The sequence below is a fragment of the Oceanobacter mangrovi genome, assembly GCF_019740315.1.
GTDB lineage: Bacteria > Pseudomonadota > Gammaproteobacteria > Pseudomonadales > Oceanobacteraceae > Oceanobacter > Oceanobacter mangrovi.
On the sequence record NZ_JAHXZR010000001.1, the window covers coordinates 105,773 to 130,785 of the forward strand.

Genomic DNA, 25,013 nt, shown 5'->3' on the forward strand with positions numbered 1-25,013 from the left:
CGATGGAAGTACAGGTCCCCAATTATCACAGCGCCAATGTGCTGGTGTATGGCGACGTCATGCTGGATCGTTACTGGCACGGTCCCACCTCGAGAATTTCCCCTGAAGCACCGGTTCCGGTGGTCCGTATCCGCGACAGCGAAAACCGCGCCGGTGGCGCCGGTAACGTAGCGCTGAATATTGCCACCCTGGGCGCCAATATCCAGCTGCTGGGAATTACCGGCCAGGACGATAACGGTCGTCAGTTGCAACAGCTGCTGGCCGATGCCGGGGTCAACTGTCAGTTTCTGCAGCATCCGAACCATCCGACCATCACCAAGCTGCGGATTATCAGCCGCCAGCAACAGTTGATCCGGCTGGACTTTGAAGAAGCGTTTGATGCCACCGATCTAAGCCCACTGTATCAGTCGTTCGATGAACAACTGGCCAATACCGGCGTGGTGATTCTGTCGGATTACGGCAAGGGCTCCCTCAACGATCCCCAGCGCCTGATCCAGGCCGCTCGCGCCCACAAGGTGCCGGTGCTGGTTGATCCCAAAGGCACTGATTTCGAACGCTATCGCGGTGCCACCCTGATCACGCCGAACCTGAGCGAATTTGAAGCCGTGGTCGGTGCTTGCCCGGACGACGAAAGCCTGGTCGCCAACGGCCAGCGACTGATCGAGCAGTTTGACCTGCAAGCCGTGCTGGTTACCCGCAGCGAAAAGGGCATGACGCTGATTCGCAAGGATGTCACACCCTTCCACCTGCCAACCCGTGCCCGTGAGGTCTACGACGTTACCGGTGCAGGTGATACCGTGATCTCAGTGCTGGCGGCCTCGCTGGCAGCCGGTTGTTCGCTGGAGCAGGCCACCGCATTGGCCAATACCGGTGCCGGAATCGTGGTTGGCAAGCTTGGCACAGCCACCGTCACCACCGAAGAACTGCGTAGCGAATTGCGCAGCGAAAGCCATCAGGGTGCCGGTGTATTTGATGAGGAAAGTCTGGCACTGCTGGTTGAAGACGCCCGTGCCCGTGGCGAAAAACTGGTGATGACCAACGGCTGTTTCGACATCATTCATCCGGGCCATGTGCAGTACCTGAAAGAAGCCAAGGCACTGGGAGATCGTTTATTGGTGGCGGTGAATTCGGATGAATCCGTCGCCCGCCTGAAAGGCCCAAGTCGGCCAATCAACCCGCTTGATCACCGCATGGCGGTACTGGCCGGGCTCGAAAGCGTCGATTGGGTCGTACCGTTTGGCGAAGACACCCCACAACGACTGATCTGCCGCTTGTTGCCAGATATTCTGGTGAAAGGTGGCGACTACACCATCGAACAGATCGCCGGTGGCGAATGTGTGCAACAAAATGGCGGTGAAGTCATCGTACTGAGCTTCAAGGACAACTGTTCCACCACCGCCATTGTTCAACGAATCCAGCAGGCTGAGGACTAATTTATGATCATTGTCACCGGAGCGGCCGGTTTTATCGGCGCCAACATCGTCAAGACTCTCAACCAGATGGGCCGCACCGACATCATTGTGGTCGACGACCTCAGCAACGGCCGCCAGTTCTACAACCTCAACGATTGCGATATTTTCGATTACCTCGACAAGGACGATTTTATCCAGCGGGTTGAGATGGACGACGGCATCCTCGACGACGTTGAAGTCATCTTCCACGAGGGTGCCTGTTCCGATACCACCGAGTGGGACGGCCGTTACATGATGGCCAACAACTACGAATACTCCAAAGCCCTGCTGCACGCCTGTCTGGACCACAAGATTCCGTATCTGTACGCCTCCAGTGCTGCCGTGTATGGCGGCAGCGCGGTGTTCCGTGAAGAGCGAGAGCACGAGCAGCCTCTCAATGTTTACGGCTATTCCAAGTGGCAGTTCGACCAATACGTACGCCAGCTGCGTGCCCGTCAGCCAGAACGGTTCCAGAGCCAGGTAGTGGGGTTCCGTTACTTCAACGTATACGGCCCACGTGAACAGCACAAGGGCGGCATGGCTTCAGTCGCCTTCCACTTCAACAACCAGATCAAGGACACTGGCGTCTGCAAGCTGTTCGGTGGCTACGATGGTTACGCCGATGGCGAACAGCGTCGCGACTTCGTGTTTGTTGGTGACGTGGTGAAGGTCAACCTGTGGTTCTGGAACAACCCGGACCAAAGCGGCATTTTCAACCTCGGCACCGGCCGCTGCCAGAGCTTCAACGAAGTCGCTGATGCGGTCATCAGCTGGCACGGCGAACAGGGAACAGCCGCCAGCAAGCAATATGTCGAATTTCCGGACAAGCTCAAGGGCGCCTACCAGAGCTTCACAGAAGCGGATATTTCCGCGCTGCGTGCAGCTGGCTACAGCGATGAATTTGCCGATGTCAAAACCGGCGTCTATCAATACATGGAATGGCTGAACCAGTAATTCCTCCGGAGCCCGCTTCAAAGCCGGGCTCCACGTTCATTTCCCAGGAATTTCCATGCCCCCGAAACATCTGTTACACCCCAGATTCTGGCTCAACTGGATCGGTATCGGTCTGCTGATCGCCATGACGCATTTGCCATTCAGCTGGCAATTGGCGATTGGCAAACGGCTGGGTCTGCTACTGCACAAGTTTGGCAAAAGTCGCCGCAAGATCGCCGAAGTGAATATCCGGGTGTGTTTCCCGGAAAAGTCCGAGCAGCAACGTGCCGAGCTGGTGCGACAGGTCTTTATCGACAACGGCATTGGCCTGATGGAGACCCTGATTGGCTGGTTTCGGGCACCGGACTACCTCGCCAGCCGGACCCGTTTTCACGGTTTCGACAAACTGCGGCAGGCGCAAGCTGAAGGCAAGGGCGTGCTGTTACTGGGGGCGCATTATTCCATGCTGGATCTGGCTGGTGCGCTGTTTATTACCCAGTTGCCTGCCAATATCAGTTATCGGCCGCAAGATAACCCGGTGATGAACTGGCTGATGGAGCGCCGTCGCAACAAACTCTATCGCGGCTGTTTTACCCGCAAGGATATTCGTTCGTTTATCCGTTGTCTGAAAAACGGCGAGATTCTCTGGTATGCCCAGGATCAGGATTTTGGTCGCAAGAACAGCATTTTTGTCGACTTCTTTGGTGTCCCCGCAGCCACCATCACCGCCACTTCACGCATCGCCAAGGCCGGTAATGCGCTGGTCATGCCAATGACCTACTTCCGTGCTGCCGATAACAGCTACGACATCACCATTCATGATCCACTGCCAATCCCGAGTGGCGATGATGTGGAAGATGCCCGTATGGCCAATGCCTTTATTGAGCAGCAGCTGCGCCAGCATCCGTCGCAATATTTGTGGCTACACCGGCGCTTCAAGACCCGCCCGGACCGGAGCGAATCCAAGCAATCCTTCTACCGTTAGGTGGGCGGGTTAAACCGGATGAGTTGCTGTTCAGCCGAGCCGTAATTCCGTTGGCGCAGCGGGCTGGCCGACCTTGGTACGTTCAGCCTGTAGCAGTGTGAGCAGATTTTGCAGCCGCTGCAGCTCTTCGTTCGACTGTCGCTGATTATTGCGCAGGGCATCCAGCTCGGATGACAGGTTGGATTGCAACTGGTCGATATACTGGGTCAGTTCAGACTGCCGACGGCGGGAAGCATCGGCCTGTTGCTCCAGCGCCTTTTGCCATTCGTCCGTCAGCGCCTGCGACCACTCACGCAATTCTTCGGTCAGTTCCGTCAGATCAACCGCCGCGGCAACCTTGCCCTGGTTTTCACTGACGGACTCCAGCATTGGCTGCATCACCACCGACAGCTCGGCCATCTCCTGGCCGAGTGATTCAATCCGGCGCTCAAAGGTACCCATATCAACCTGGTTACGCAGCGCCACATCGGCAGCTTCCTGGGTGCTGCTGGTAGTATCCGCAATGTCCAGCAATTGCTGGCGCTGGGCCTGTTGGCTACGCTGAATATCAGTCAGCGCCAGCGCGGCCGAGTCGGCCATGTCAAGGCTGAGCTGAATCTTGTCGAGGGCTTTTAACAGCTGCTGTTGTTGTGCCTGCTGTTGCTGATCGATGGGCCTCAGCTCCTGCTGCAGCATTCCTGACAAGGCAACTTCCTGGGCATTGAGACTTTTGATGATGGTCGCGACGGCCTTTTTCAGGATCAGCACATCCTGGCTGACCTCACTGAAATGCGCACTCATATTGGCTGACATGCGCTGCGCTGAATGGCTCATGGTATGCAAGGCAGCGTCGTGCTTTTCCAGATCCGTATGAATTTCCGAGCGAACCTTGTCAGTCAGTTCGCGAAAGGCATTCACAGAACCCTGCATAAGGGATTCGATCAACTTGTGCTGACGACGGTAGTTTTCCGACATCACATCCTGAATACGGGTATTGCCGGTAGTGGCTTCACTGAAGGCCAGTTCCTGCAACTCCAGCGCCCGCTGGGTTTGCTCACCGTTAACGATCATGTTTTGACGAATATCGTCGGCATCACGAGCCAGATTCGATAGATTGATTTCAAAATGATCCTTGATTTCATTGACCGCGGAATCAAGGTTTTCGGAGTTGCTGTCGCCTTGCTGACGCTGATGCTGGCTCAGCTGATTGATTTGCTTCTGTAGCGATGCCATACGAATCAGTGCCACGACCAATATGGCTGAGACAAGCAACAGGGTGACTACCTGCAGAACCAATGGCAGTTGCAACTGGCTAATGTCCATATTGATCTCCAGAAATCGAATAACTGCCAGCGGGGCGAATGACAGGGTCCGGTTGGCCAGAAAGCGCTCAATGTATCCCGAATCGCATGCCAAAACCAGCATACAGCTAATGTCTGGCCGCAAAAGCGGTCTTTTCTGACACCTGCCAAATCGACTGGCAACCGCGCAGCGGAAGGCTGGCTGCGGGAGCTAGTTGCGGGAGCTAACCCGCAGATAGGTTTCCTGTAACACCCGCACGTCATTGGCAGCCCGATGGCGATCAATCGCCATTTCGTTCCAGAGTGATTTTTTGGTGTTATGCCAGGCTTCCATCTGTTCCGGCGTCAGCAGCCGGTTGATGGTTTCAAGACGGAAGCGTTGCACCAGCTCAGCTTCATCGAACAGGCGTCCGAGCCAGCTGCTGTCATAACTCCAGGCATCGGAATACAGCGTTTTGCCACGCAACTGGTCGTTGAGGAACATAGCCACTTCGCGAATGCTGCGGCCTTCCTGCTGCAGCATCTCACGGGAGATACCATGCATGCTTTCCGCTTCCTCACTCCAGTGCGTCCAGCGCTCCGCCGGTTTTACCAGGCAGCTGTGCACGACCCGATCCTCCAGCGCGTATCCGATCTCAATCGGATAACTGCCCGAGCCGAAGCCTGATGCTTCCAGATCGATGATGGGCGGGACGACTATTTGCACAACGGTTACCTGTTTACGACGGTAGTGAATCAAGGGACGGTATTGTAACGATAGTTACACGCCGGCACTACGGACTTGCAAGGCTAGTGCGAGCTAATTGGCATTAGTGCGCAGCTCAAACCACGCTCTGGTGCCCTGCCAGTCAGCAGCCGCTAGTTCGTATGCCGTCCCAGCGGCGCAACCCGCATAACCTCTTCCATTGTAGTCAAGCCTGCGGCAACTTTGTGGGCGCCACTCAAACGCAAGCTGTGCATGCCTTCTTTCATGGCCGCCTGACGCAGTTTGGTCTGGTCGGTGGAATCGTGAATCAGCCCTTCCAGCGACTCGGTCATCGGCATCACTTCATAGATACCCATACGTCCCATATAGCCGGTATTGCGGCATTCCAGGCAGCCTTTGGCGGTGTAGACAAACTCCGGCGTTTTCACCAGCCAGGGCGCGGTCAGCTGTTTCCAGGCAGCGTCATCGGTCGGATGTTTTTGTTTGCAATGCGGACAAAGTGTGCGGATCAGACGCTGGGCCATCACCCCCAATACGCTGGAACGAATCAGGTAGGCTGGCAAACCCAGCTCCTGCAGGCGGGTAAAGGCGGAAGGCGCATCATTGGTGTGCAGGGTCGATAACACCAGGTGGCCGGTCAACGCCGCCTGCACGGCAATTTCGGCAGTTTCGAGGTCACGCACCTCACCCACCATGATGATATCCGGGTCCTGCCGCAACAGTGCCCGCACACCACTGGCGAACGTTAGTTCAATGCCGGGATGCACCTGCATCTGGTTGAATGAGGATTCGACCATCTCGATCGGATCTTCGATGGTGCAGACATTCACTTCCGGCGTCGCCAGCTGCTTCAGGGTCGAATACAGCGTGGTGGTTTTACCGGAACCGGTTGGCCCGGTCACAAACACAATGCCATGGTTGTTGGCGACCATGTGTTCCCAGCGACGCTGGTCTTCCTTGCCAAACCCCAGTTCATTAAAGCTGCGTACCAGCACCGAGGGGTCAAAGATCCGCATCACCATTTTTTCACCAAAGGCCGTTGGCAGCGTCGACAGACGCAACTCCACTTCCTGGCCTGCTGGCGTACGGGTCTTCAAACGACTGTCCTGGGGTTTGCGCTTCTCGGCGATGTTCATTCGTCCGAGCGATTTGAAACGGGCGATCACCGCGTTACTGACCTGGCCCGGCAGCTCATAAACGTTGTGCAACACACCGTCGATGCGGAAGCGCACGTGGCCAACTTCACGGCGTGGTTCGAGGTGAATATCCGAGGCACGCTGGTCGAAGGCGTATTGCAGCAGCCAGTCAACGATATTGACGATGTGCTCATCGTTGGCGTCCGGTGCCTTGGCCTTACCCAGTTCAAGCATGGATTCAAGGTTCTGCACCGAGCTGACACCGGAATGATCGCCACGGGCCCGGCTGACCGAATTGGCCAGCTGATAGAATTCGACCCGGAAACGCTCCAGCGCCGACGGCGTACTGATCACCCGTTTCACCATCCGCCGGGACACGTGTTCGACGTCACTGATCCAGCCTGTGACCTCTGGTTCCGCAGTAGCGACCCAGACTTCATCACGGGTCACCTTGACTGCCAGAATCCGATGCCGTTCAGCAAAGGCGTAGGACATCACATCAGTGACCGCCGTGACATCAATTTCGAGCGGATCTATGGGGAAAAAACCCAGTTTGAAACGTCCGGCCAACCACTCGCACAAGACGTCTTCATTGAGTTTGCGACCGGGCCGTCGTCCATCTTCAAAACTCTGCTTGGCCAGCAACGTCAGCGGGTGGGTAGTGGTGTCGCCGGCAGGCCGCCGAATACCCAGTGCCGCTTCATAATCCGCTGGCTGTAATACCGCATCCCGTCGCAAGTCCTCCAGCAAACCACCAAGCGTGAGGTAACGGTCAGAACCAGCGTGCATGAGCAAACTCCCGGGATTGTATAGGCAGGGTGAATTTAGTGAGTGACTGAGCCGTGTTCCTGTAGCCAGTCCAATAATACTGCTGGCCATGGTTCGCCAGCGGTTAGTGGCTGCTGCTGAATCAGCCGGTAGTATTGCACCGCAAATTGATTCGCGGTTGCTAGATGTGCGTCACGACTGTGGGTCAAGACAGGTAATTGTGGCGCCTGCTGATGACAGTCGTACAACCAGCCACCCAGCGCCAGCAGTGCAGCTGACAGCTCAATCGAACAATCGTCAGACAAAGCAGCCGCGCTGACCAGCAGCGTCTTCACACCGCTATCCAGTGCGGCAACCACGACCTCCAGCTCTGCTGGAAGCACACGCTGGGCCAACAGTCCCTGCAGCAGCAACAGATAGTGAGCCAGCCGTGGCCGAGCCGCGGCAGCCTCAGCGCCCTGATCCCAGAGACAGGCTTCGAGCGCCCGTTGCAGGCCTTCGTCACATTGCTCCAGTGCCGCCAGCCATTCAGATTCATTGGGCTCGGCAGGCAAGACCAGGCTGGAGGGGGTCCAGCTGCGGCCCATTCCAACCAGCTTGAAGCCACGTTCAGCCTTGCTGATGTCACTGATCCACAGCGGTACCTGGCCACACAGCGATTGCGCCAGCTGCCACAGGCACTGCGGTTCGCCCTGCAGTAGTTCCAGTTCCAGCTCGCACAGAGGTTGTTGCTGGCCTGCGGCTTCGACAGCACCACGATCCATTACAATTTCGACCTGCTGGTCGGCGGCTGACCAGAGCCAGCGACGACGTTCAAAATTGGTCGAGAAGAGGGCAACCAAATCCGCCACGGCCACCTCAGCGGGCCAGAATTGCGGCACCTCACCACTCTGCAACAGCTGTTCATCCAGCTCGGCAGAGACCAGTGGCCAGTTCCATTCACGCCGCACTGACAAGCCGCCCTGATGGCTGCCACGGGTCTTCAGGGTCTGCTCAAAAGCTGGCCCTTTTTGCCGTACCCGCAGCGCACAGGCAGCACGCGACAAGCGCGCGTCAGGCGTGTCATAGTAACGATTATTCAGCGTGAATTGATCGCCCTTGCCAGTCAGCTGGTCAAGCAGGTTTGCCAGACGGTCGGCGGCGGCTGGATCAAAACGCAATTTGAGTTCGATTTCATGGGTCATGGCGCTATTGTCGTGACCCGCATCAGCCAGCGCAAGCGCAAGGTCCGTGCAGCATGTCCAGTTCTGTCAATAAAGTCCCATCAATTGTTGAATCGCTGACCAGTCTGATTGGTATCAACAGTATCAGCTCGGTTTTGCCGCAATACGACCAGAGCAACCTGGCAGTCATAGACACCCTTGCAGGCTGGTTTGAAAGCCTGGGTTTTGCCATCGAAGTGCTGCCCATTGCTGGCGCACCAGGCAAGGCCAACCTGCTGGCGACACTGGGTAAGGGCGACGGCGGCCTGGTACTCAGCGGCCATACCGATACCGTGCCGTGCAACCCGGAATTGTGGCGCAGCGATCCGTTCGTGCTGACGGAGCGGGATAACCGTTATTACGGTCTCGGCACTTGCGACATGAAAGGCTTCTTCTCGATGATTCTCGAAGCCGTACAGGTGTTCAGGGCGGCGGATTTCAAACAGCCCTTAATGGTGCTGGCAACTGCCGATGAGGAAAGCTCGATGGTTGGTGCGCGTGCCCTGGCGCGGCAGGGCAACCTCAAGGGGCGTTATGCGGTGATTGGCGAACCCACCAGCCTGCGGCCAATCCGCATGCACAAGGGCATCATCATGGAAACCGTGCGGCTGACCGGCAAGGCCGGCCACTCCTCCAATCCGGATCTGGGTATCAACAGCATTGATGCCATGCACGATGTGATTGGTGAACTGAAAAATATCCGTCGTGATCTCAGCGCCCAATACCACAACGCCCATTTTGCCGTCTCAACGCCGACCCTCAACCTGGGCTGTATCCACGGTGGTGACAACCCCAACCGTATCTGTGGCAGCTGTGAGCTGGCGTTCGACCTGCGTGCCCTGCCCGGCATGAGCAACGACGACCTGCGTGAGGAAATCCGTCGTCGACTGAGCCCCATCGCTGCCCAGAATCAGGTGCAATTTGAACTGGAAACCCTGTTCCCCGGTATTGAGCCCTTCTCAACTTCAGAGCAGAGCCCACTGGTACAAGCGGCTGAACGCCTGACGGGTTATCGTAGCGAAGCGGTTGCCTTTGCCACCGAAGCCCCCTTCCTGCAGGAGCTCGGCTTTGAAACCATCGTGATGGGCCCTGGCAGCATCGATCAGGCCCACCAGGTCGATGAATTTCTGGCGTTCGATCAGATTGACCCCTGCGTCAGCCTGCTGCGTTCACTAATCCGGCAGTTTTGCGTTGACGCTGCCGACGCGCGTGATTAAATCTGCCTTGCCGATGGTCTGAACCCGTTCAGACCATCGGCAACCATTCCACCCCGACCAAACAGAGGAATTGCATTGAACCCGGATACCACCGCTTATGTGCAATGGTTCCGTCAGTCTTCGCCATACATCAATGCCCATCGCGGCAAAACCTTTGTGGTGATGTTTGAAGGCGACGCCATTGTCCATCCCAACTTTACCAATGTCGTTCAGGATATCGCCCTGCTTAACAGCCTTGGCGTTCGACTGGTACTGGTACACGGCGCCCGTCCACAAATCGACACGGCACTGCGACGATTGGGAGCCAAAAGCGCGTTTCACCGGGATCTACGCATCACCGATGATCAGGCCCTCACGGCGGTAAAAGCCGCGGTCGGTTACGTCAAGGCTGACATCGAATCGAAGATGTCGGTCGGCTTGCCGAACACGCCGATGTACGGTGCTCGCATGCGGGTCGTCAGCGGTAACTTTGTGATTGCCCGGCCGCTGGGCGTCATTGACGGCATCGACTTCCAGCACACCGGTGAAGTGCGGCGGGTTGACCACAGCGCCATCAGTGATCTGCTGGCGGGTGGCAACGTGGTACTGCTGAGCTGCCTGGGCTATTCACCATCCGGTGAAGTTTTTAACCTCGCGGTCGAAGACGTCGCCCAACACACCGCCGTCAGCCTGCGGGCTGACAAACTGATCCTGATGGGCGGCTACGACGGGCTGGTCGACAGTGACGGCAACAGCCTGCCGGAAGTCACCTGCGGCCTGCTCGAACAGGTGTTGCACAGTTATCAGGGTGAGGCCCGGAACCACTCGGAAGCTGCTCTGAAAGCCGTTAGTCACGGCGTGCCACGGGCGCATCTGGTCAGCTACCAGAACGATGGCGCACTGCTGGAAGAGCTGTTCACCCGTGAAGGCATGGGCACCATGATCAGTCAGGACCCATACGATCACCTGCGGCCAGCCCGTATAGAAGACGTAGGCGGTATTCTGGAACTGCTGCGGCCATTGGAAGAAGCCGGCATTCTGGTGCGGCGTTCGCGCGAGCTGTTGGAAACCGAGCTGAACCGTTTTTACGTGATTGAACGCGACGGCATGATCACCGCCTGCTCGGCCCTGTATCCGTACTCCGACGACCGTGCCGAACTGGCGTGCGTTGCCGTGCATCCGGACTACCGTGGCAGCAGCCGTGGTCGCCAGCTACTGGAACAGATCGAGCAGGAAGCCCGGCGGCGGCAGTACAAACAGCTGTTTGTGCTGACCACCCGTACCGCCCACTGGTTTGTTGAGCACGGCTTTGTCGCCGGTGCGGTGACCGACCTGCCGGAAGAACGCCAGAAGCTGTACAACTTCCAGCGCAATTCCAAGGTATTCCTGAAAAGCCTGCAAAACTGAGTAGTTAATGACCGCCAGCGAATGGTTCCTGCTGAACTTTGAGATCCACCGCCGTATTGATGAACTGGGTCTGATCCAGGTATTTGATGACGGCAACAAACGCTACCTCAGCTTTGGCACCGCCGACGAACAAAGCTGCATGCTGAAACAGGACCCGTTACAGCTGCAGCACGACTACAGTCGCGCCATGCTGGCGTCCTTGCTGATGTTCGCCGACCAGTCGCCCGCCCACATCACCATGCTGGGATTGGGTGGCGGCTCGCTGCCGCGGGTGATGCATCACCTGTTACCGGAAGCTGAAATCGCCATTGTTGAGCTGCGCAAGGCGGTTGCCGATATCGCCCGCCAGTTCTTTTACCTGCCACGTAATGGCCGGTTGCAGATTCATATTGAAGAAGCCGGAGAGTGGCTGGATCAGGCTGAGGCTGGCCAATGCCAGTGGCTGATGAGTGATCTGTTTCTGGCCGATGGACTCGACCAGCAACAGTTGCAGCAGCAGTTTATCGAACGCTGTTACCGCCACCTGGCACCGGGCGGCTGGCTGGTGCTGAATTTCTGGCGTGAACACAGGGACGAACCGCTGTGGTTATGGCAGCTGAAGCAGCGCTTCCCGGAAGTGCTGCACGCCACCACCAAAGACGGCAACTGGATTCTGTGGGCACAGAAACCACTGCTTGAAGACGCCGCCGAGCCGCTGCTGCTGAGCGAGAAAACCCTCCGCCAGCAGGCCAAAGAGTTATCCACAGCCGCCAAATTCAACCTCTGGCAAGCCGCCAAACCCTTCTATCGCAATCGTCAGCGCGGCCCGCGCTGACGCCTGTCCAGACTTTGCAATCAAACCAGTCCAGCTTGCTGAACAAACTGGCTGGTTTTCTCTAACGCACGGTCGAACATTGCCAGCAGCTCGTCGATCTGAGCCTTGGTGATGATCAGTGGTGGACAGAAAGCCATCGCAGTGCCGACATCGCGCAGAATCAGACCTTCTGCCTGACAGGCACGACGGAGGAATTCCGATACGGTTAGCGGGAAGGCTTCGTTGCGAGCATGATTCTGCAGTTCAACCGCCGCCATCAGGCCGTGGCCACGTACCTCACCGACCAGCGGGTGGGCGCGGTAGCGTTGCAGTTGCTGCTGCAGATAGGCACCGGTTTCCGCCGCCTGACCAAAGATGTTGTCACGCTCATAGATTTCCAGAGTCTTCAGCGCCACCGCTGCTGCAACCGGGTGACAGGAGTAGGTGTAACCGTGGCCAAATACGCCGATCTGGTTACTCGGCTCCACCAGCGCATCGTAGATATCGCCTTTCACAATCGCCGCACTGATCGGCTGATAGGCAGACGACAACTGCTTCGCCACGCTCATCATGTCTGGCTTGCCGATGTTCATGGTATCGCTACCAAATGCCTTGCCGGTACGACCGAAGCCGGTAATCACTTCGTCAGCAATAAAGAAGATGTCGTACTTCGCCAGCAGCGCCCGCACTTTTTCGTAATAACCGTCTGGTGCCACGATCACACCACTGGCACCGGTAATTGGCTCCGCGATAAAGGCGGCGATGGTGGCCGGGTCTTCCCGCAGGATCATGGCTTCGAGGTTGCCAACAATACGGTCTACAAACTGGACTTCGGTTTCGCCTTCCAGCTTGTCGCGGTAATAGAAGGGCGCGTCGGTACGCAGCACACCCAGCGCATCAATCGGCAGGTCAAAGTTGGTATGATTCACTTCCAGCCCGGTCAGACAGGCGGCTCCCACGGTGATGCCATGGTAGGAACGCTGACGGGCGATGATCTTTTTCTTTTCCGGCTTGCCGATGGCGTTGAAGTAATAACGCAGGATCTTCAGCTGGGTGTCGTTGGCGTCACTGCCGGAGTTACCAAAAAACATGTGGGCGTTTTCAACCGGCACCAGTGCTTTCAGCTTTTCTGCCAGCGCTTCACCCATCGGGTGGCTTTTGCCGAAAAACATCGAGGAATAGGACAGCTCGGTCATCTGGCGGCAGGCCGCTTCCACCAGCTCACGGTTGCCATAACCCAGCGACGTACACCAGAGGCCAGACATACCTTCGAGGTAACGCTTGCCCTGATCGTCATAAACATAGATGCCGTCACCACGGACGATGCTCATCTCGGCACCGGTTTTGAGGTTGGTGATCGGGTAGATAATGGTATCCATCACGTGCTCCAGCTACGGCTGTTGTGCTGCTGGCAAACAGCCGGTTTGGTTATTTCAGAATTGACTGGCAACAACATAGCAAAGAAGTCCGGCTTGCTTGATCGCGTGTTCAGAAGCACTGCATCAAAAAAATCTATTCAGCATTTTTCACTGGCATCGCAGTCTGGCCTGAACCATGCTTAAGAAAAAAATAAGCAAAATCAAATTTGCATCAGTTTTTCCTAAGCGTGGTTTCACTGCCACGACACCGAAAAACGGCACCAAAGAACGGCAGCAAACCAGCAGGATTCCCAGCCATGAAACCGATGAACTTTACCCTCAAACAATTGCGCTATTTTGCCGTTGCCGGTGAACACCAGAGTGTCACCAAGGCCGCCGAGCTGCTGTACGTTTCGCAGCCGTCGATTTCGTCTGCCATTCTGCATCTGGAAGACGTCACCGGGCTGAAGCTGTTTGTCCGCCATCATGCCCAGGGGCTGAGCCTGACGCCGCAAGGGGTAGAGTTCTATCGCAAGGCCAGAAACCTGCTGCAGGAAGCCGAAAGTCTGGCCCAGTTTGCCAGCAGCCTGAGTACTGAAATCACCGGCACCCTCAAGGTGGCGGGCTTCCCGACCGTCACGGGCGCGGTACTGCCACGGATTCTGAAAGGCTTTATGGACAAGTACCCGTCGGTGTACGTTGATTGCCGCGAGCTGCACCAGAAGAACCTGATCGAAGGCATCCAGAACTGCGACTACGAGCTGGGCATCACCTACGATATGGAATTGCCCGCCAGCATCAGCTTCGAACCACTGGTGTCACTGCCGCCCTACGCCGTGGTCAGCACGGATCATCCGCTCGCCAACCGGCGTTCGGTATCGATGGCTGAACTGGCCGAACAACCACTGGTGATGCTCGACTGGCCGGTCAGCCGCCAGTACTTTATGTCGCTGTTTATCTCGCTGGGGCTGAAACCCAACTGCGCCTTCCGCACCCACTCACTGAGCATGGCCCGTGGCATGGTGGCCAACGGTCTGGGTTATTCACTGCTGAACATGCCGATGTCCGGCGACAGCAGTTCGGACCATCTGGTAGCGCTGCCAATCGAGGAGCCACTGGTGCCGCTGGCACTCGGGGTTGCCCGCTTGCAGGACACCATCAGCACTCCGGCGGCGGCGGCCTTTATCGACGATATAAAACAATATGTAGCCGAATTTATGAATGACAATAATGGCTATTCGATGGCGCTTTCCGTGCCACCCGGAAATACCAATAACAGGGTATTACCGACCCATTAATGGCTCGATTATTCGTTATATTCTGCTATTTCAGACCACAAAAGCGCCCACATATGAGGCGCTTTTTTTATGCCTGCACAATTAAGGTTCATTCATTCACTGGATAATAAAATATGATTCAGGCGTAAGGAAAAAGATAATTGATGAACACCCGCCCCAGACGATTAACTTTTAAACATCACCTATGAATTGATTTATTCACCTGATGGGGCACTCACGCATGAAGATCAAAAACGTCATATCCCATGTTCGTCAGCAAGGCACCAACACCTTACTGACTGCCGGTATCGCCATGCTGGCCGGTACTGCAGCCAATGTCACCAACGCTGGCGAACTGTCGATTGGCCACACCACCTGGGTCGGCTACGGCACCCTGTATCTGGCGCGTGATCTCGGTTACTTCGAGGAAAAGGGTCTGACCGTTAACCTCAAGACCATCGAAGAAGCCTCCATGTACATGGCTGCGCAGGCCTCTGGCCACCTCAGTGGTTCCGCCTCGACGGTTGATGAAATCCTCAAGTACCGTTCCAAGTTCTGCTTCCAGTCCGTGGTCGCACTGGATGAAAGCTACGGTGGTGACGGCATTCTGGTGGGCAACGGCGTTAATTCCATCAAAGACCTCAAAGGCATGCAGGTTGCGGTTAACGAAGGCTCGGTATCGCAGTTCTGGCTGTCGTACCTGCTGAAGCAGAACGGCATGTCGATGGCAGATCTGAAGATCCAGAACATGACTGCTGACGATGCCGCCAGTGCCTTTATGGCCGGCCGTATCCCGGCAGCCGTGACCTGGGAACCAAACCTGTCAATGGCCAAGGCCAGCAACACCGGCAAGGTGTTGATCGACAGTGCTGCCACGCCGGGCGTGATCGTTGACGTCGTGGCACTCAGCTGTGACGTGATCCAGAACCAGCCAGCCGACGTTACCGCGCTGGTTGAAGGCATCTACCGTGCCGTGGAATACACCAAAGAGCACCCACAGGAAGCCTACAAGATCATGGCCAAGGGGGTTGGTGGTTACCTGGCGGACCCGAAAGACTTCGCCGAAGCCGCTGCCAACGTCCGTTTCTACGACAAGGCCATGAACGAAAAGCTGATGGGCGGCGATATCAAGAGCCTGATCAGCACCGCCAACGAGACCTGGAGCGCCTTGCAGGGCACCGAACTCAACGTCACCTATGACCAGCTGGTCACTACTGATTTTATCGACTGAGGTTTGGCACGATGGCACAGAAACGTGGCGTATTAAGCGCCTGTCTGTCTCCACGGGAGGAGCTGCCCCGGCAGCTCATTCTGTCGACTGGCGTAATTGGCTGGGCACTGGTAATCCTCGCCTGGGTAGTGCTGGCGGCGGCCGACGTCGTCCCGGATATGTTTTTGCCTTCCCCCTGGGAAGTGTTTCAGGCCGGTCAGCGACTGGCGGCCGATGGCACCCTGATGAACCACATCTGGGCCAGCTTTGAAGTGGTGGTAATTGGTTTTGTAATTTCCTCGGTGGTGGCGGTGCCACTGGGTTTGATGATGGGCAGTTTCCGCATCGTGCAGGCCTTCCTCGAACCGCTGGTGAACTTCGTTCGCTACCTGCCGGTAACCTCGTTTGTACCGCTGTTTATTCTGTGGATCGGCATTGGTCTGGAACAGCGCATTACCGTGATTATTTTCGGCGTGTTCTTCCAGCAGCTGGTGATGGTCGCGGATATCGCCCGTGGTGTTTCCAAAGACCTGATGCAGGCAGCCTACACCCTCGGCTCCAACCGTCGTGATGTGATGGTGCATGTGATTGCGCCAGCCTCGCTGCCCGGCGTCCTCGACACCCTGCGCGTTACCATTGGCTGGGCCTGGACCTATCTGGTGGTGGCCGAACTGGTCGCTGCTTCCAGTGGCCTGGGTTACATCAGCCTCAAGGCGATGCGCGGCTTCCAGGTCGACGTCATCTTCCTTGCCATCGTCATCATTGGCCTGCTGGGTCTGGTGACGGATCAGTTCTTCCGCTTTTTACGTACGAGGTTAGGCGCATGGGCCAACTGAAAACCCTCCACGCAGTGGCTCCGGCGGCAGCAGACGCTGCCGTTGAGCAACGGCCGGTGCAGCTGGCGATCAACAATGTTTCCCTGCGTTTCCCGAAACCGGACGGTGGCGAGTTCACCGCGCTGGAAAACATCTGTATGGAAGTTCGCGAGCAGGAATTCGCGGTGATCGTTGGGCCTTCCGGCTGCGGTAAATCCAGCCTGCTGTACCTGACCGCCGGACTCAATCATCCCACCGAAGGCTCGATCGAAGTGGCCGGTAAAACCGTCACTGCACCGGGCCCTGATCGTGGCATGGTATTCCAGGGCTACACCCTGTTCCCCTGGCTGACGGTGCGCGAAAACATTGAGTTTGGCCTCAAGCGCAAGAAAGTCGGTGCGGCTGAGCGCCAGGACATCGTTGCCCACTATCTCAAGGAAGTCGGGCTGGAAAACTTCGCCGATAACTATCCCAAGCAGCTCTCTGGCGGCATGAAACAGCGCGTGGCAATTGCCCGGGCGCTGGCCAACGACCCGCAAATCCTGCTGATGGACGAGCCGTTTGGCGCCCTCGACAGCCAGACCCGCTTGCAGATGCAACAGCTGCTGTTGCGGGTGTGGGAGCACAGCAAAAAAACCGTGGTGTTCGTTACCCACGACATTGACGAAGCCATCCTGCTGGGTGACCGCGTGTTTGTGATGGGCGCTCGCCCGGGTCATATCCGCGAGATCATCGACGTCGACATCAGCCATCCACGTACCCTTGAAATGGCCATGGAACCCGAGTTTATCGCGCTCAAACGGCGGGTTATGAACCTGCTGCACGACGACCTCGAAGCCATGCACTAAGCCTTCAGTGAGAACCAGCCAATATGAGCCAGCCAGAAGCATTCGATTACATCATTGTAGGAGCTGGCTCGGCCGGTTCCGTACTCGCCAACCGCCTCAGCGCCGACCCCGACTGCCGGGTGCTGCTGCTGGAAGCCGGTGGCAGCGACAACAACCCGCGCATCCGGATTCCGGCCGGCACCATCACCCTCTACAAAAGCCCGACGTACAGCTGGAATTACTTTTCCGTGCCGCAAAGCCGCCTCAACAACCGGCAGTTGCACTGCCCGCGCGGCAAGGTGCTGGGCGGCTCGGCGTCGATGAACAGCATGATCTACATTCGTGGCCACGCCAGTGACTACGACAAATGGGAAGCCGCCGGTTGCCCCGGCTGGGGCTGGAACGACGTGTTGCCGATGTTCCGCAAGTCCGAACGCAACCTGCTCGGTCAGGACCCGTCCCTGCACGGCCAGAACGGCGAATTGCTGGTCGACCGGCCGAAAGATCCCAATCCGTTCAGTCAGCGATTCCTCAAAGCCGCGCAAAGCGCGCTGGGCGTCAAGGAGAACAGCGACTTCAACGGCGCCGAAATGGAAGGCTGCGGCATCTACAACCTGACCCAAAAAGATGGCAAACGGCTGTCGAGCTACCAGGCTTTTGTCGCCCCGGTACTGGCGCAGCGCAGTAACCTCAGCGTCCGCACCGGCGTCGAAGTGGAGCGGCTGGTCATGGCGGGCAAGCGTGTTACGGGTCTTGAGCTGGCCAACCAGCAAACCCTGCTGGCCCGCAAGGAAGTCATCCTTTGCGCCGGTTCGCTGGGCTCACCACATATTCTGATGAAGTCCGGCATTGGCCCGGCTGACCAGCTGATGGCAGCAGGCATCGACATCAAGGCCAACCTGCCCGGCGTCGGCCAGAACCTGCAGGATCACCTCGATGGTCTGGTCACCGTACGCTCCGGCAACTGCAGCACGCTGGGCTTTTCGCTCGGTTCGCTGCCACAGATACTGGCTTCCCCGTTCCGCTACTTCGCCAGTCGCAAGGGTTGGCTGACCACCAACTATGTTGAAGCCGGTGGCTTCTTCAAAACCCCGCTGGCAGGCAAGGACGATATTCCCGACGTGCAATTCCACTATGTACCGGGTTACCGCAGCCATCGTGGTCGGTTGTTTGAATGGGGCCACGGCTACGCTATCCACGTTTGTGTATTGCGGCCGAAAAGCATTGGTGAATTACGTCTGGGGCCACAGCGCGAGCTGCAGCTGGACTACAACTTCCTTGCCGATATGGACGACGCCAAAGTGTTGATGGAAGGCATGCGACTGGCGCGCAAGGTACTGGCCGACCCGGCTTATGACGACAGTCGCGGCCAGGAAATGCTGCCCGGCGCACAGGTGCAGACTGACGAGCAGATGCTGGCCAACATCCGCGACTACGCTGCGACCGTGTTCCACCCGGTCGGCACCTGCAAGATGGGCACGGACGCCATGGCAGTGGTCAGTCCGCAGCTGAAGGTTCACGGTATTGAGGGGTTGCGGGTCGCCGACGCTTCCATTATGCCGACATTGGTAAGCGGCAATACCAATGCGCCCTGCATCATGATTGGTGAAAAAGCAGCGGATCTGATTCTGAATGGCAGTCGCTCAACGACGGCGATAGCGGCCGAGATGGCAAACAGCTCAAGCCAAGCCGCAGAGCCAGCCTGAGGCCTGATAAAACCCGCGTCATCCTGAACTTGCTTCAGGATCCATACAGACTTGATTTAATTCACCGCCGTATGGATCCCGAATCTGCTTCGCGTCCGGGATGACGACTTTGGAAAACTATCGTCATCCTGAACTTGCTTCAGGATCCATACAGTCTCGTATTGATTCACCGCCTCATGGATCCCGGATCGGCTTCGCCTCCGGGATGACGACTTTGGAAAACCCGTGTCATCCTGAACTTGCTTCAGGATCCATACAGACTCGATTTAATTCGCCGCCACATGGATCCCGGATCTGCTTCGCGTCCGGGATGACGACTTTGGAAAACCCAAGTCATGCTGAAACTGCTTCAGGATCCATACAGCCTGGTATTGGGAGCCGGGCGGCTCCCTGACAAGCCGATCAAGCATTAACAGACCTGCGACAAACGCTGGATCAGCCGCTGCAGCATGGCTTCGCAACGCTCCAGCTCGGCCGTTTCAATATACTCATCCGGCTTGTGGCCCTGATCCATGCTGCCCGGCCCGCACACCACGTTGGGCACTCCCAGCACCTGACTGAACAAGCCGCCTTCGGTGCCAAAGTTGATGGTGGCGGTGTCCTGTTCGCCCGTCAGTTGCTGCACAAAGGCCACCACGTCTTCGTCTTCAGCGGTCGCCAGACCGGCGTATTCCGAGGTGATGTCGATAGCGATTGCACAGTCAGCGTGCTGCTGGCGCATTTCTGCTTCCACTTCTGCAGCATAGGCGCGGAAAGCCGCCAGCAGATCCCGTGGTGACTCGGCGGCGACATTGCGGAATTCAAACACAAACTCACAGTGGTTCGGCACGATATTGAGCGCCTGACCACCCTTCACCACTCCGGTGTGCACCGTGGTGTAGGGGATTTCATAGCCTTCTTCAAACGGCCCCGACAAACGCTTCTGGCGTGCCAGCTGTTCCAGCCAGACGATCAGCCGGGCGGCGTAGTTGATGGCGTTAACGCCCAGCGGCGCCATGCCGGAATGGCATTCCTTGCCGGTGACGGTGACCCTGGCGGCCAACTTGCCCTTGTGGGCCGTCACCACTTTCATTCGGGTCGGCTCGCCAATAATGCCCATCGCCGGTTTGACCGGCAGGCTTTTGAGGGTGTCGATCAGGCGACGCACACCGATACAGCCGATTTCCTCATCATAGGAAAACGCCAGGTGAATCGGTGTATGTAATGGCTGCGCCAGCATCTCCGGCACCGCCGCCAGCACCACCGCGATAAACCCCTTCATGTCCGTGGTGCCACGGCCGTACCAGCGGCTTGAGCCATCCGCCTGAATTTGTTCCGTCAGCTGATGCGGCGGCAGCGTCCAGGCCTGACCGCTAACCGGCACGGTATCGGTATGGCCCGACAGCATCACGCCGGGTTTGTCCTGTGGCCCGATGGTGGCGTAAAGGTTGGCTTTCTGGCCCTGCTCGTCGTACACCAGCTGGCAGTCGACGCCCTCTTGCTGCAGCAGCGAACGGATGTAGTCCAGCAGTTGCAGGTTGGAATTCACGCTGGTGGTATCAAAACCAATCAGCTGTTGCAGAATCTCGCGAGTACGTGGCGATGGCATATCAACGGTTTCTCTTCAAAAAATCACAGGTAACAATTCAAAGTCCTGTCTGCCGAAAACAACAAAACCGGTCTGGTGTTAACCAGACCGGCCCCGAATAACAACAATCCACAGCAGACAGGACAGCAGCTGCACAGACGATTTATTCGTCGCCCGGCACCCCGAACGATGCTGCCGCATCCGGCTGCACCGCCCGGGTGACGTAGTCATTCAGCTGCGGTTTGTAGGCTTGCCAGATCATCCGTAATTCCGTCAGTGGCGCGATGTGCCAGTCGACCCGCAGATCGACCACCGGCCAACCCGACGCCGCACTGACCTTCAAGCCGGCAGAATGCAGCGGACCCATTTCACCACCGGCCGCCAGACCGGCTTCCAGTGCCGTCAGCAGACGTTCCGCCAGCGGCCCCTCAGCAGCTTCAAAGGCTGCCACCATGGCTGCCGGAATCGTATCGTTGGCCAGCAGGTTGCCCAGCGCCAGACAGTTCTTGCCGGTGGCCGTGGCATGGATCCCCAGTGCTTCCGAGCCACTGAAAGTCATGGCTTCGCCATTGGCCGCCAGCAAGCCCAGCTGGCGGTACTGGATATTGGTATCGGCATTGCTCAGCAGCGGCAAAATGTTTGCCGGTGTCTGGCCTTGCTCCAGCAGATCCAGCGCCAGCGGCCCCAGCAAGGGGTTGGTCACGTTCTGGGTCAGTGCCACGCCGACGTCATCGCGGGTGTAGGCACAACGGCTGGCCACACAAATGCTGGATGAGGTAATCACACAGCCGACCATGCCGGTATCCGGGCAGATGCCTGCCACTGAAAAGGTCACTGGCCTGCCTCCTCGTCCGGGATCACCGCAATCACGTCGATTTCCATCAGCCATTCCGGCTGCGCCAGACCAGCAACCACCAGCCCGGTGGAGATCGGGAATACCCCTTTCAGCCACTTGCCGACTTCCCGGTAAACCGGCTCGCGGAAACGCGGATCCGTAATGTAGGTGGTGGTTTTGACAATGTGGGACATGTCAGAACCGGCTTCTTGCAGCAGTTGGCTGACGTTTTTCATCGCCTGCTCTGCCTGCGCGGCCGGATCGCCCAGCCCCACCAGATTGCCGTCGAAATCTGTGCCGACCTGGCCGCGCACATAAACCGTGTTACCGGCCCGCACCGCCTGACACAGATCGTTGTCCAGCGTCTGGTTCGGGTAGGTGTCGCGGGTGTTAAACATACGAATACGAGTGTGTGTTGGCACCGAAATGCTCCTTCGATCGTTTATTCAGTCGTTGCGATCAGCGTTCAATCAGGCCTCAGAGCCGGAACGGTAATCGCTGTATTTGCGTTGGGTAACAATGTGATCGGCGACGTGCTTGGCATCGTGCCAGGCGCCCCAGATAAAGCTGGAACCACGGCGGGACAACCACGGCAGGCCAACAAAATACACACCCGGCTCGGACGACACGCCACGGGCATGTTTGGGTTTGCCCTGCTCGTCAAACGCATCAACCTGCAGCCAGCTGAAATCCTGACGGAAACCGGTAGCCCAGATGATGGTGCTGATGCCAGCCGCCGCCAGATCCAGCTCGCGTAATGGTTGCTGCATGCACTCAGGGTCGGCCAGCTGTTCACGCGCCTGCGGCTCTTCTGGCAGCTCCAGACCATTACGTTCGATGTAACGATCAGCAGCATCCAGTACCGACAGGTAGTTGGCATCGCCTTCGGCAATGTTGCGCACCAGATCGTCGTTAAAGGTCACCTTGCCGTCGGCGAAACCGGCGGTGACACCCACCAGCTGGATGCCTTCATTGGCGAGACGACGGAAATCAATGGTTTCACCGCCACGGGCACCACTGACGGCGATGGTGACGTGCTCACGGCCCGGGGTCACTTCTTCCTTGTCCCACAAACCCAGCACTCCCAGCCACCAGACGAAGTCACGATCACGGTAACGACGCGGTGGACGATCGTGCGGGCCAACCGACAGGTAAACCTGCTTGCCTGCGCGGTTCAGCTCATCGGCAATCTGCACCCCGGAAGAACCGGCACCGACCACCAGCACAGCTCCGTCTGGCAGTTGTTGCGGATTCTTGTATTCCGCTGAATGCATCTGGGTCAGGTCACTGTCGGTTGGCGCGATAGGCGGAATGGCCGGAATCTGGAACGGCCCGGTCGCGACCACCACACGTTTGACGTCATAAGTGCCATCGCTGGTGGTGACGGTAAAACCGGCCTTGCCCTGGTTACGCACCACCTGCTGCACTTCAACACCGGTTTTGTAGGGGCTGTTGTAGAGGTCGGCGTATTCGGCCAGGTAATCGGCAACACGATCCTTGGCGGCAAATTCATCACCCTTCAGACCTTCAAACAGCAAGCCGGGAAAACGGTCATGCCAGACCGGACCATTGGTAACCAGGGAATCCCAGCGCTGGGTGCGCCAGCGTTCGGCCAGACGATCACGTTCCAGCAGCACGTGCGGCACTTTCAATTTGCCCAGATGTTCGCTGACAGCAATACCGGCCTGTCCGCCACCCACAATCAGGGTATCGATTTCCGTGTTATTCATGGTCATTTCATCGCCTGTTATCTATTTCGCAATACCAATAAATGCGCCAGTAACGACCGGTGGATATATATCCTCAGTGGTCACTGCCAATGAAATTCAGGCTAGAAAGATTTTCACATCGCTTAAAATATTTTTATTTGCTGGGCTGCATTGGGAAACCTTATACAGCCATTAAAGGGCCGATATAACGGCCACTGCCATGGCTATATTAAAAAAAACAATACATTGCCAATCAAAAACATATTTAAGACAGCAGGCCGCTGAATTAGCCTGTTTTTAATCTGTTTTACTTCCCGGATAACATCATGACCTCATTCAGCAAAGACCACTGGCTCACGCTCAAGGCGACCACCCGGCTGCCCAACCAGGCCTGGATCAACGGCCAGTATCTGGATGCCAGTGACGCTGCTTGCTACGACACCATCAACCCGGCCACCGGCGAATTGCTGGTAGCGACTGCCGCCTGTACCACGGCAGATGTCGATCTTGCCGTTGCGGCTGCCCGCCAGACTTTTGAAGCCGGCGTCTGGGCTGATCAGGCACCAGCCCAACGCAAGGCGGTAATCCGCAAGCTGGCGGCGCTGATGATGGAACATCGTGAAGAACTGGCGTTGCTGGAATCGCTCAACGTCGGCAAGCCGGTGATGGACTGCTACAACCTCGACATTCCCGGTGCTGCGGGCTGCTTCGAGTGGTATGCCGAATCAATCGACAAGCTCTACGGCGAAGTCGCTCCTACCGACCGTAACAGCGTCGCCACCATCACTCGCGAACCGGTCGGCGTTGTGGCCGCGGTCATTCCATGGAACTTCCCGCTTGATATCGCCGCCTGGAAACTGGCTCCGGCTTTGATGGCCGGTAACTCGGTGGTACTGAAACCGGCTGAACAGTCGCCACTGACCGCCTTGCGACTGGCCGGACTGGCCAAACAGGCGGGCTTGCCAGACGGCGTATTCAACGTGGTCACTGGCTACGGCGAAGTGGTTGGTCAGGCGCTGGGCCTGCATATGGACGTGGATTGCCTGACCTTCACCGGCTCAACCGCCGTCGGCAAACTCTTTATGCGTTACAGCGCCGACTCCAACATGAAGCAGGTTTGGCCGGAAACTGGCGGCAAAAGCCCTAACCTGATCTTTGCTGACTGCGACCTCGACGCAGCGGTCGAACACGCGGCACTGGGGATTTTCTTTAACCAAGGCGAAGTCTGCTCCGCCAACTCCCGCATTCTGGTTGCAAGCAGCATTTATGATGCCTTTGTGGAAAAGTTTGTCGCCAAAGCCAACGCCATGGTGGTCGGAGATCCACTTGAAGCGGCGACCGAGGTCGGTATGTTGATCGACAGCCAGCACGCTGGCCGGGTACGTGGCTTTATTCAGCAAGCCATCGACGAAGGTGCCGTGGTTGCCTGTGGCGGCCTCGGTGAAACGGACGGCTGTCAGGTGCCACCAACGATTCTGACCGGCGTGAATCCGGCCATGACCATTGCCCGCGAAGAAGTGTTTGGGCCGGTAGCGGCGATTCTGCGTTTCGACAGCGAAGCGGAAGCTGTGGCACTGGCCAACGATTCCGTTTATGGCCTCGCGGCTTCGGTCTGGACCAGCAATATCAACTGCGCCTATCGGGTGTCCAGAAAACTGCGTGCCGGTACTGTATCAATCAACACCATGGACGCCATCGACTACAGTGTGCCGTTTGGTGGCTACAAGCAGTCCGGTTTTGGCCGCGATCTGTCATTGCATGCCTATGACAAGTTTACCCAGCTGAAGACCACCTGGTTGAAGTTGGGGTAAGCAGGGAGAAAGCGCTCTAACGAGCGCTTTGGCAAGGCATG

21 protein-coding genes are annotated in these 25,013 nt (G+C 57.3%); 12 read left to right on the plus strand and 9 right to left on the minus strand.

Annotation, left to right across the window (positions count from 1 at the left end):
- Nucleotides 1-2 precede the first annotated feature (2 nt).
- Genes hldE through lpxL form a run of 3 tightly spaced genes read left to right on the plus strand, consistent with a single transcriptional unit; the run spans nt 3 to nt 3,369 of the window.
- Nucleotides 3-1,433 (plus strand): bifunctional D-glycero-beta-D-manno-heptose-7-phosphate kinase/D-glycero-beta-D-manno-heptose 1-phosphate adenylyltransferase HldE, encoded by a 1,431-nt coding sequence (gene hldE / locus K6123_RS00455; RefSeq protein ID WP_221793054.1) that lies wholly within the window; start codon nt 3-5, stop codon nt 1,431-1,433.
- 3 nt (nt 1,434-1,436) lie between these two features.
- The gene (rfaD, locus tag K6123_RS00460; RefSeq protein ID WP_221793056.1) at nt 1,437-2,405 is read left to right on the plus strand and encodes an ADP-glyceromanno-heptose 6-epimerase; all 969 of its coding nucleotides are present in this window, start codon (nt 1,437-1,439) and stop codon (nt 2,403-2,405) included.
- Nucleotides 2,406-2,460: 55 nt separating this feature from the next.
- Nucleotides 2,461-3,369: an LpxL/LpxP family Kdo(2)-lipid IV(A) lauroyl/palmitoleoyl acyltransferase gene (lpxL, locus tag K6123_RS00465; protein WP_221793058.1), complete on the plus strand. Its 909-nt coding sequence runs from the start codon at nt 2,461-2,463 to the stop codon at nt 3,367-3,369.
- Between the two features lie 30 nt (nt 3,370-3,399).
- Here lpxL and K6123_RS00470 read toward each other — a convergent pair whose 3' ends face one another.
- From K6123_RS00470 to K6123_RS00485, 4 genes are all read right to left on the minus strand, one after another.
- Entirely contained in the window at nt 3,400-4,671 is a 1,272-nt protein-coding gene (locus K6123_RS00470) for an intermediate filament family protein (RefSeq protein ID WP_221793060.1), read from the minus strand.
- A 189-nt stretch (nt 4,672-4,860) separates the two neighbouring features.
- On the minus strand, nt 4,861-5,355 hold the full coding sequence (locus tag K6123_RS00475; protein WP_221793062.1) for a 3'-5' exonuclease: 495 nt from the start codon (nt 5,353-5,355) through the stop codon (nt 4,861-4,863).
- Nucleotides 5,356-5,507: 152 nt separating this feature from the next.
- Complete coding sequence (gene tfpB / locus K6123_RS00480; protein WP_221793064.1) at nt 5,508-7,280, minus strand: type IV pilus assembly ATPase TfpB; 1,773 nt, start codon at nt 7,278-7,280, stop codon at nt 5,508-5,510.
- 35 nt (nt 7,281-7,315) lie between these two features.
- Nucleotides 7,316-8,443 carry a CYTH domain-containing protein gene (locus K6123_RS00485; protein WP_221793066.1) on the minus strand — a complete coding sequence of 376 codons (1,128 nt, stop codon included), beginning with the start codon at nt 8,441-8,443 and terminating at the stop codon, nt 7,316-7,318.
- Nucleotides 8,444-8,496: 53 nt separating this feature from the next.
- Between K6123_RS00485 and argE (K6123_RS00490) the strand changes: the two genes are divergently transcribed.
- From argE (K6123_RS00490) to K6123_RS00500, 3 genes are all read left to right on the plus strand, one after another.
- Complete coding sequence (gene argE / locus K6123_RS00490) at nt 8,497-9,678, plus strand: acetylornithine deacetylase (protein ID WP_221793068.1); 1,182 nt, start codon at nt 8,497-8,499, stop codon at nt 9,676-9,678.
- A 75-nt stretch (nt 9,679-9,753) separates the two neighbouring features.
- On the plus strand, nt 9,754-11,064 hold the full coding sequence (gene argA, locus K6123_RS00495) for an amino-acid N-acetyltransferase (RefSeq protein ID WP_221793070.1): 1,311 nt from the start codon (nt 9,754-9,756) through the stop codon (nt 11,062-11,064).
- 7 nt (nt 11,065-11,071) lie between these two features.
- A complete protein-coding gene (locus tag K6123_RS00500; protein WP_221793072.1) occupies nt 11,072-11,878 on the plus strand; it encodes a spermidine synthase in 807 nt (268 codons plus the stop codon).
- A 20-nt stretch (nt 11,879-11,898) separates the two neighbouring features.
- On the opposite strand, the gene K6123_RS00505 is transcribed toward K6123_RS00500, so the two are convergent.
- A complete protein-coding gene (locus K6123_RS00505) occupies nt 11,899-13,236 on the minus strand; it encodes an aminotransferase (RefSeq protein ID WP_221793074.1) in 1,338 nt (445 codons plus the stop codon).
- Nucleotides 13,237-13,532: 296 nt separating this feature from the next.
- On the opposite strand from K6123_RS00505, the gene K6123_RS00510 reads away from it, so the two are divergent.
- From K6123_RS00510 to K6123_RS00530, 5 genes are all read left to right on the plus strand, one after another.
- Nucleotides 13,533-14,513, plus strand: coding sequence for a LysR family transcriptional regulator (locus tag K6123_RS00510; RefSeq protein WP_246624542.1), 981 nt, complete (start codon nt 13,533-13,535; stop codon nt 14,511-14,513).
- 220 nt (nt 14,514-14,733) lie between these two features.
- Nucleotides 14,734-15,723 carry an ABC transporter substrate-binding protein gene (locus tag K6123_RS00515; RefSeq protein ID WP_221793076.1) on the plus strand — a complete coding sequence of 330 codons (990 nt, stop codon included), beginning with the start codon at nt 14,734-14,736 and terminating at the stop codon, nt 15,721-15,723.
- Nucleotides 15,724-15,734: 11 nt separating this feature from the next.
- Nucleotides 15,735-16,538, plus strand: a complete 804-nt coding sequence (locus tag K6123_RS00520) for an ABC transporter permease (RefSeq protein ID WP_221793078.1) — start codon at nt 15,735-15,737, stop codon at nt 16,536-16,538.
- Nucleotides 16,526-17,365 (plus strand): ABC transporter ATP-binding protein, encoded by an 840-nt coding sequence (locus tag K6123_RS00525; protein ID WP_221793080.1) that lies wholly within the window; start codon nt 16,526-16,528, stop codon nt 17,363-17,365. Before K6123_RS00520 ends, K6123_RS00525 begins: the two co-directional genes overlap by 13 nt.
- A 23-nt stretch (nt 17,366-17,388) precedes the next feature.
- Entirely contained in the window at nt 17,389-19,050 is a 1,662-nt protein-coding gene (locus tag K6123_RS00530; protein WP_221793082.1) for a GMC family oxidoreductase, read from the plus strand.
- A gap of 409 nt (nt 19,051-19,459) precedes the next feature.
- On the opposite strand, the gene argE (K6123_RS00535) is transcribed toward K6123_RS00530, so the two are convergent.
- The 4 genes from argE (K6123_RS00535) to K6123_RS00550 all read right to left on the minus strand — a co-directional run bounded on the left by argE (K6123_RS00535) (nt 19,460) and on the right by K6123_RS00550 (nt 23,188).
- On the minus strand, nt 19,460-20,638 hold the full coding sequence (gene argE, locus K6123_RS00535; protein WP_221793083.1) for an acetylornithine deacetylase: 1,179 nt from the start codon (nt 20,636-20,638) through the stop codon (nt 19,460-19,462).
- A 142-nt stretch (nt 20,639-20,780) separates the two neighbouring features.
- Nucleotides 20,781-21,452, minus strand: coding sequence for a DUF1028 domain-containing protein (locus tag K6123_RS00540; protein WP_221793085.1), 672 nt, complete (start codon nt 21,450-21,452; stop codon nt 20,781-20,783).
- Nucleotides 21,449-21,874, minus strand: coding sequence for a RidA family protein (locus tag K6123_RS00545; protein ID WP_221793087.1), 426 nt, complete (start codon nt 21,872-21,874; stop codon nt 21,449-21,451). The genes K6123_RS00540 and K6123_RS00545 overlap by 4 nt, the downstream gene beginning before the upstream one ends.
- A gap of 48 nt (nt 21,875-21,922) precedes the next feature.
- Nucleotides 21,923-23,188, minus strand: coding sequence for a flavin-containing monooxygenase (locus tag K6123_RS00550; protein WP_221793089.1), 1,266 nt, complete (start codon nt 23,186-23,188; stop codon nt 21,923-21,925).
- 299 nt (nt 23,189-23,487) lie between these two features.
- On the opposite strand from K6123_RS00550, the gene K6123_RS00555 reads away from it, so the two are divergent.
- Nucleotides 23,488-24,972: an aldehyde dehydrogenase gene (locus tag K6123_RS00555; protein ID WP_221793090.1), complete on the plus strand. Its 1,485-nt coding sequence runs from the start codon at nt 23,488-23,490 to the stop codon at nt 24,970-24,972.
- Nucleotides 24,973-25,013: the final 41 nt, after the last annotated feature.

Excerpts from the sequence above, each read along its gene's own strand:
- hldE (WP_221793054.1), top strand. The coding sequence starts at position 3 with ATGGAAGTACAGGTCCCCAATTATCACAGCGCCAATGTGCTGGTGTAT.
- rfaD (WP_221793056.1), top strand. The coding sequence starts at position 1,437 with ATGATCATTGTCACCGGAGCGGCCGGTTTTATCGGCGCCAACATCGTC.
- lpxL (WP_221793058.1), top strand. The coding sequence starts at position 2,461 with ATGCCCCCGAAACATCTGTTACACCCCAGATTCTGGCTCAACTGGATC.
- K6123_RS00470 (WP_221793060.1), bottom strand. The coding sequence starts at position 4,671 with ATGGACATTAGCCAGTTGCAACTGCCATTGGTTCTGCAGGTAGTCACC.
- tfpB (WP_221793064.1), bottom strand. The coding sequence starts at position 7,280 with ATGCACGCTGGTTCTGACCGTTACCTCACGCTTGGTGGTTTGCTGGAG.
- K6123_RS00485 (WP_221793066.1), bottom strand. The coding sequence starts at position 8,443 with ATGACCCATGAAATCGAACTCAAATTGCGTTTTGATCCAGCCGCCGCC.
- argE (WP_221793068.1), top strand. The coding sequence starts at position 8,497 with ATGTCCAGTTCTGTCAATAAAGTCCCATCAATTGTTGAATCGCTGACC.
- K6123_RS00500 (WP_221793072.1), top strand. The coding sequence starts at position 11,072 with ATGACCGCCAGCGAATGGTTCCTGCTGAACTTTGAGATCCACCGCCGT.
- K6123_RS00505 (WP_221793074.1), bottom strand. The coding sequence starts at position 13,236 with ATGGATACCATTATCTACCCGATCACCAACCTCAAAACCGGTGCCGAG.
- K6123_RS00510 (WP_246624542.1), top strand. The coding sequence starts at position 13,533 with ATGAAACCGATGAACTTTACCCTCAAACAATTGCGCTATTTTGCCGTT.
- K6123_RS00515 (WP_221793076.1), top strand. The coding sequence starts at position 14,734 with ATGAAGATCAAAAACGTCATATCCCATGTTCGTCAGCAAGGCACCAAC.
- K6123_RS00520 (WP_221793078.1), top strand. The coding sequence starts at position 15,735 with ATGGCACAGAAACGTGGCGTATTAAGCGCCTGTCTGTCTCCACGGGAG.
- K6123_RS00525 (WP_221793080.1), top strand. The coding sequence starts at position 16,526 with ATGGGCCAACTGAAAACCCTCCACGCAGTGGCTCCGGCGGCAGCAGAC.
- K6123_RS00530 (WP_221793082.1), top strand. The coding sequence starts at position 17,389 with ATGAGCCAGCCAGAAGCATTCGATTACATCATTGTAGGAGCTGGCTCG.
- argE (WP_221793083.1), bottom strand. The coding sequence starts at position 20,638 with ATGCCATCGCCACGTACTCGCGAGATTCTGCAACAGCTGATTGGTTTT.
- K6123_RS00550 (WP_221793089.1), bottom strand. The coding sequence starts at position 23,188 with ATGACCATGAATAACACGGAAATCGATACCCTGATTGTGGGTGGCGGA.
- K6123_RS00555 (WP_221793090.1), top strand. The coding sequence starts at position 23,488 with ATGACCTCATTCAGCAAAGACCACTGGCTCACGCTCAAGGCGACCACC.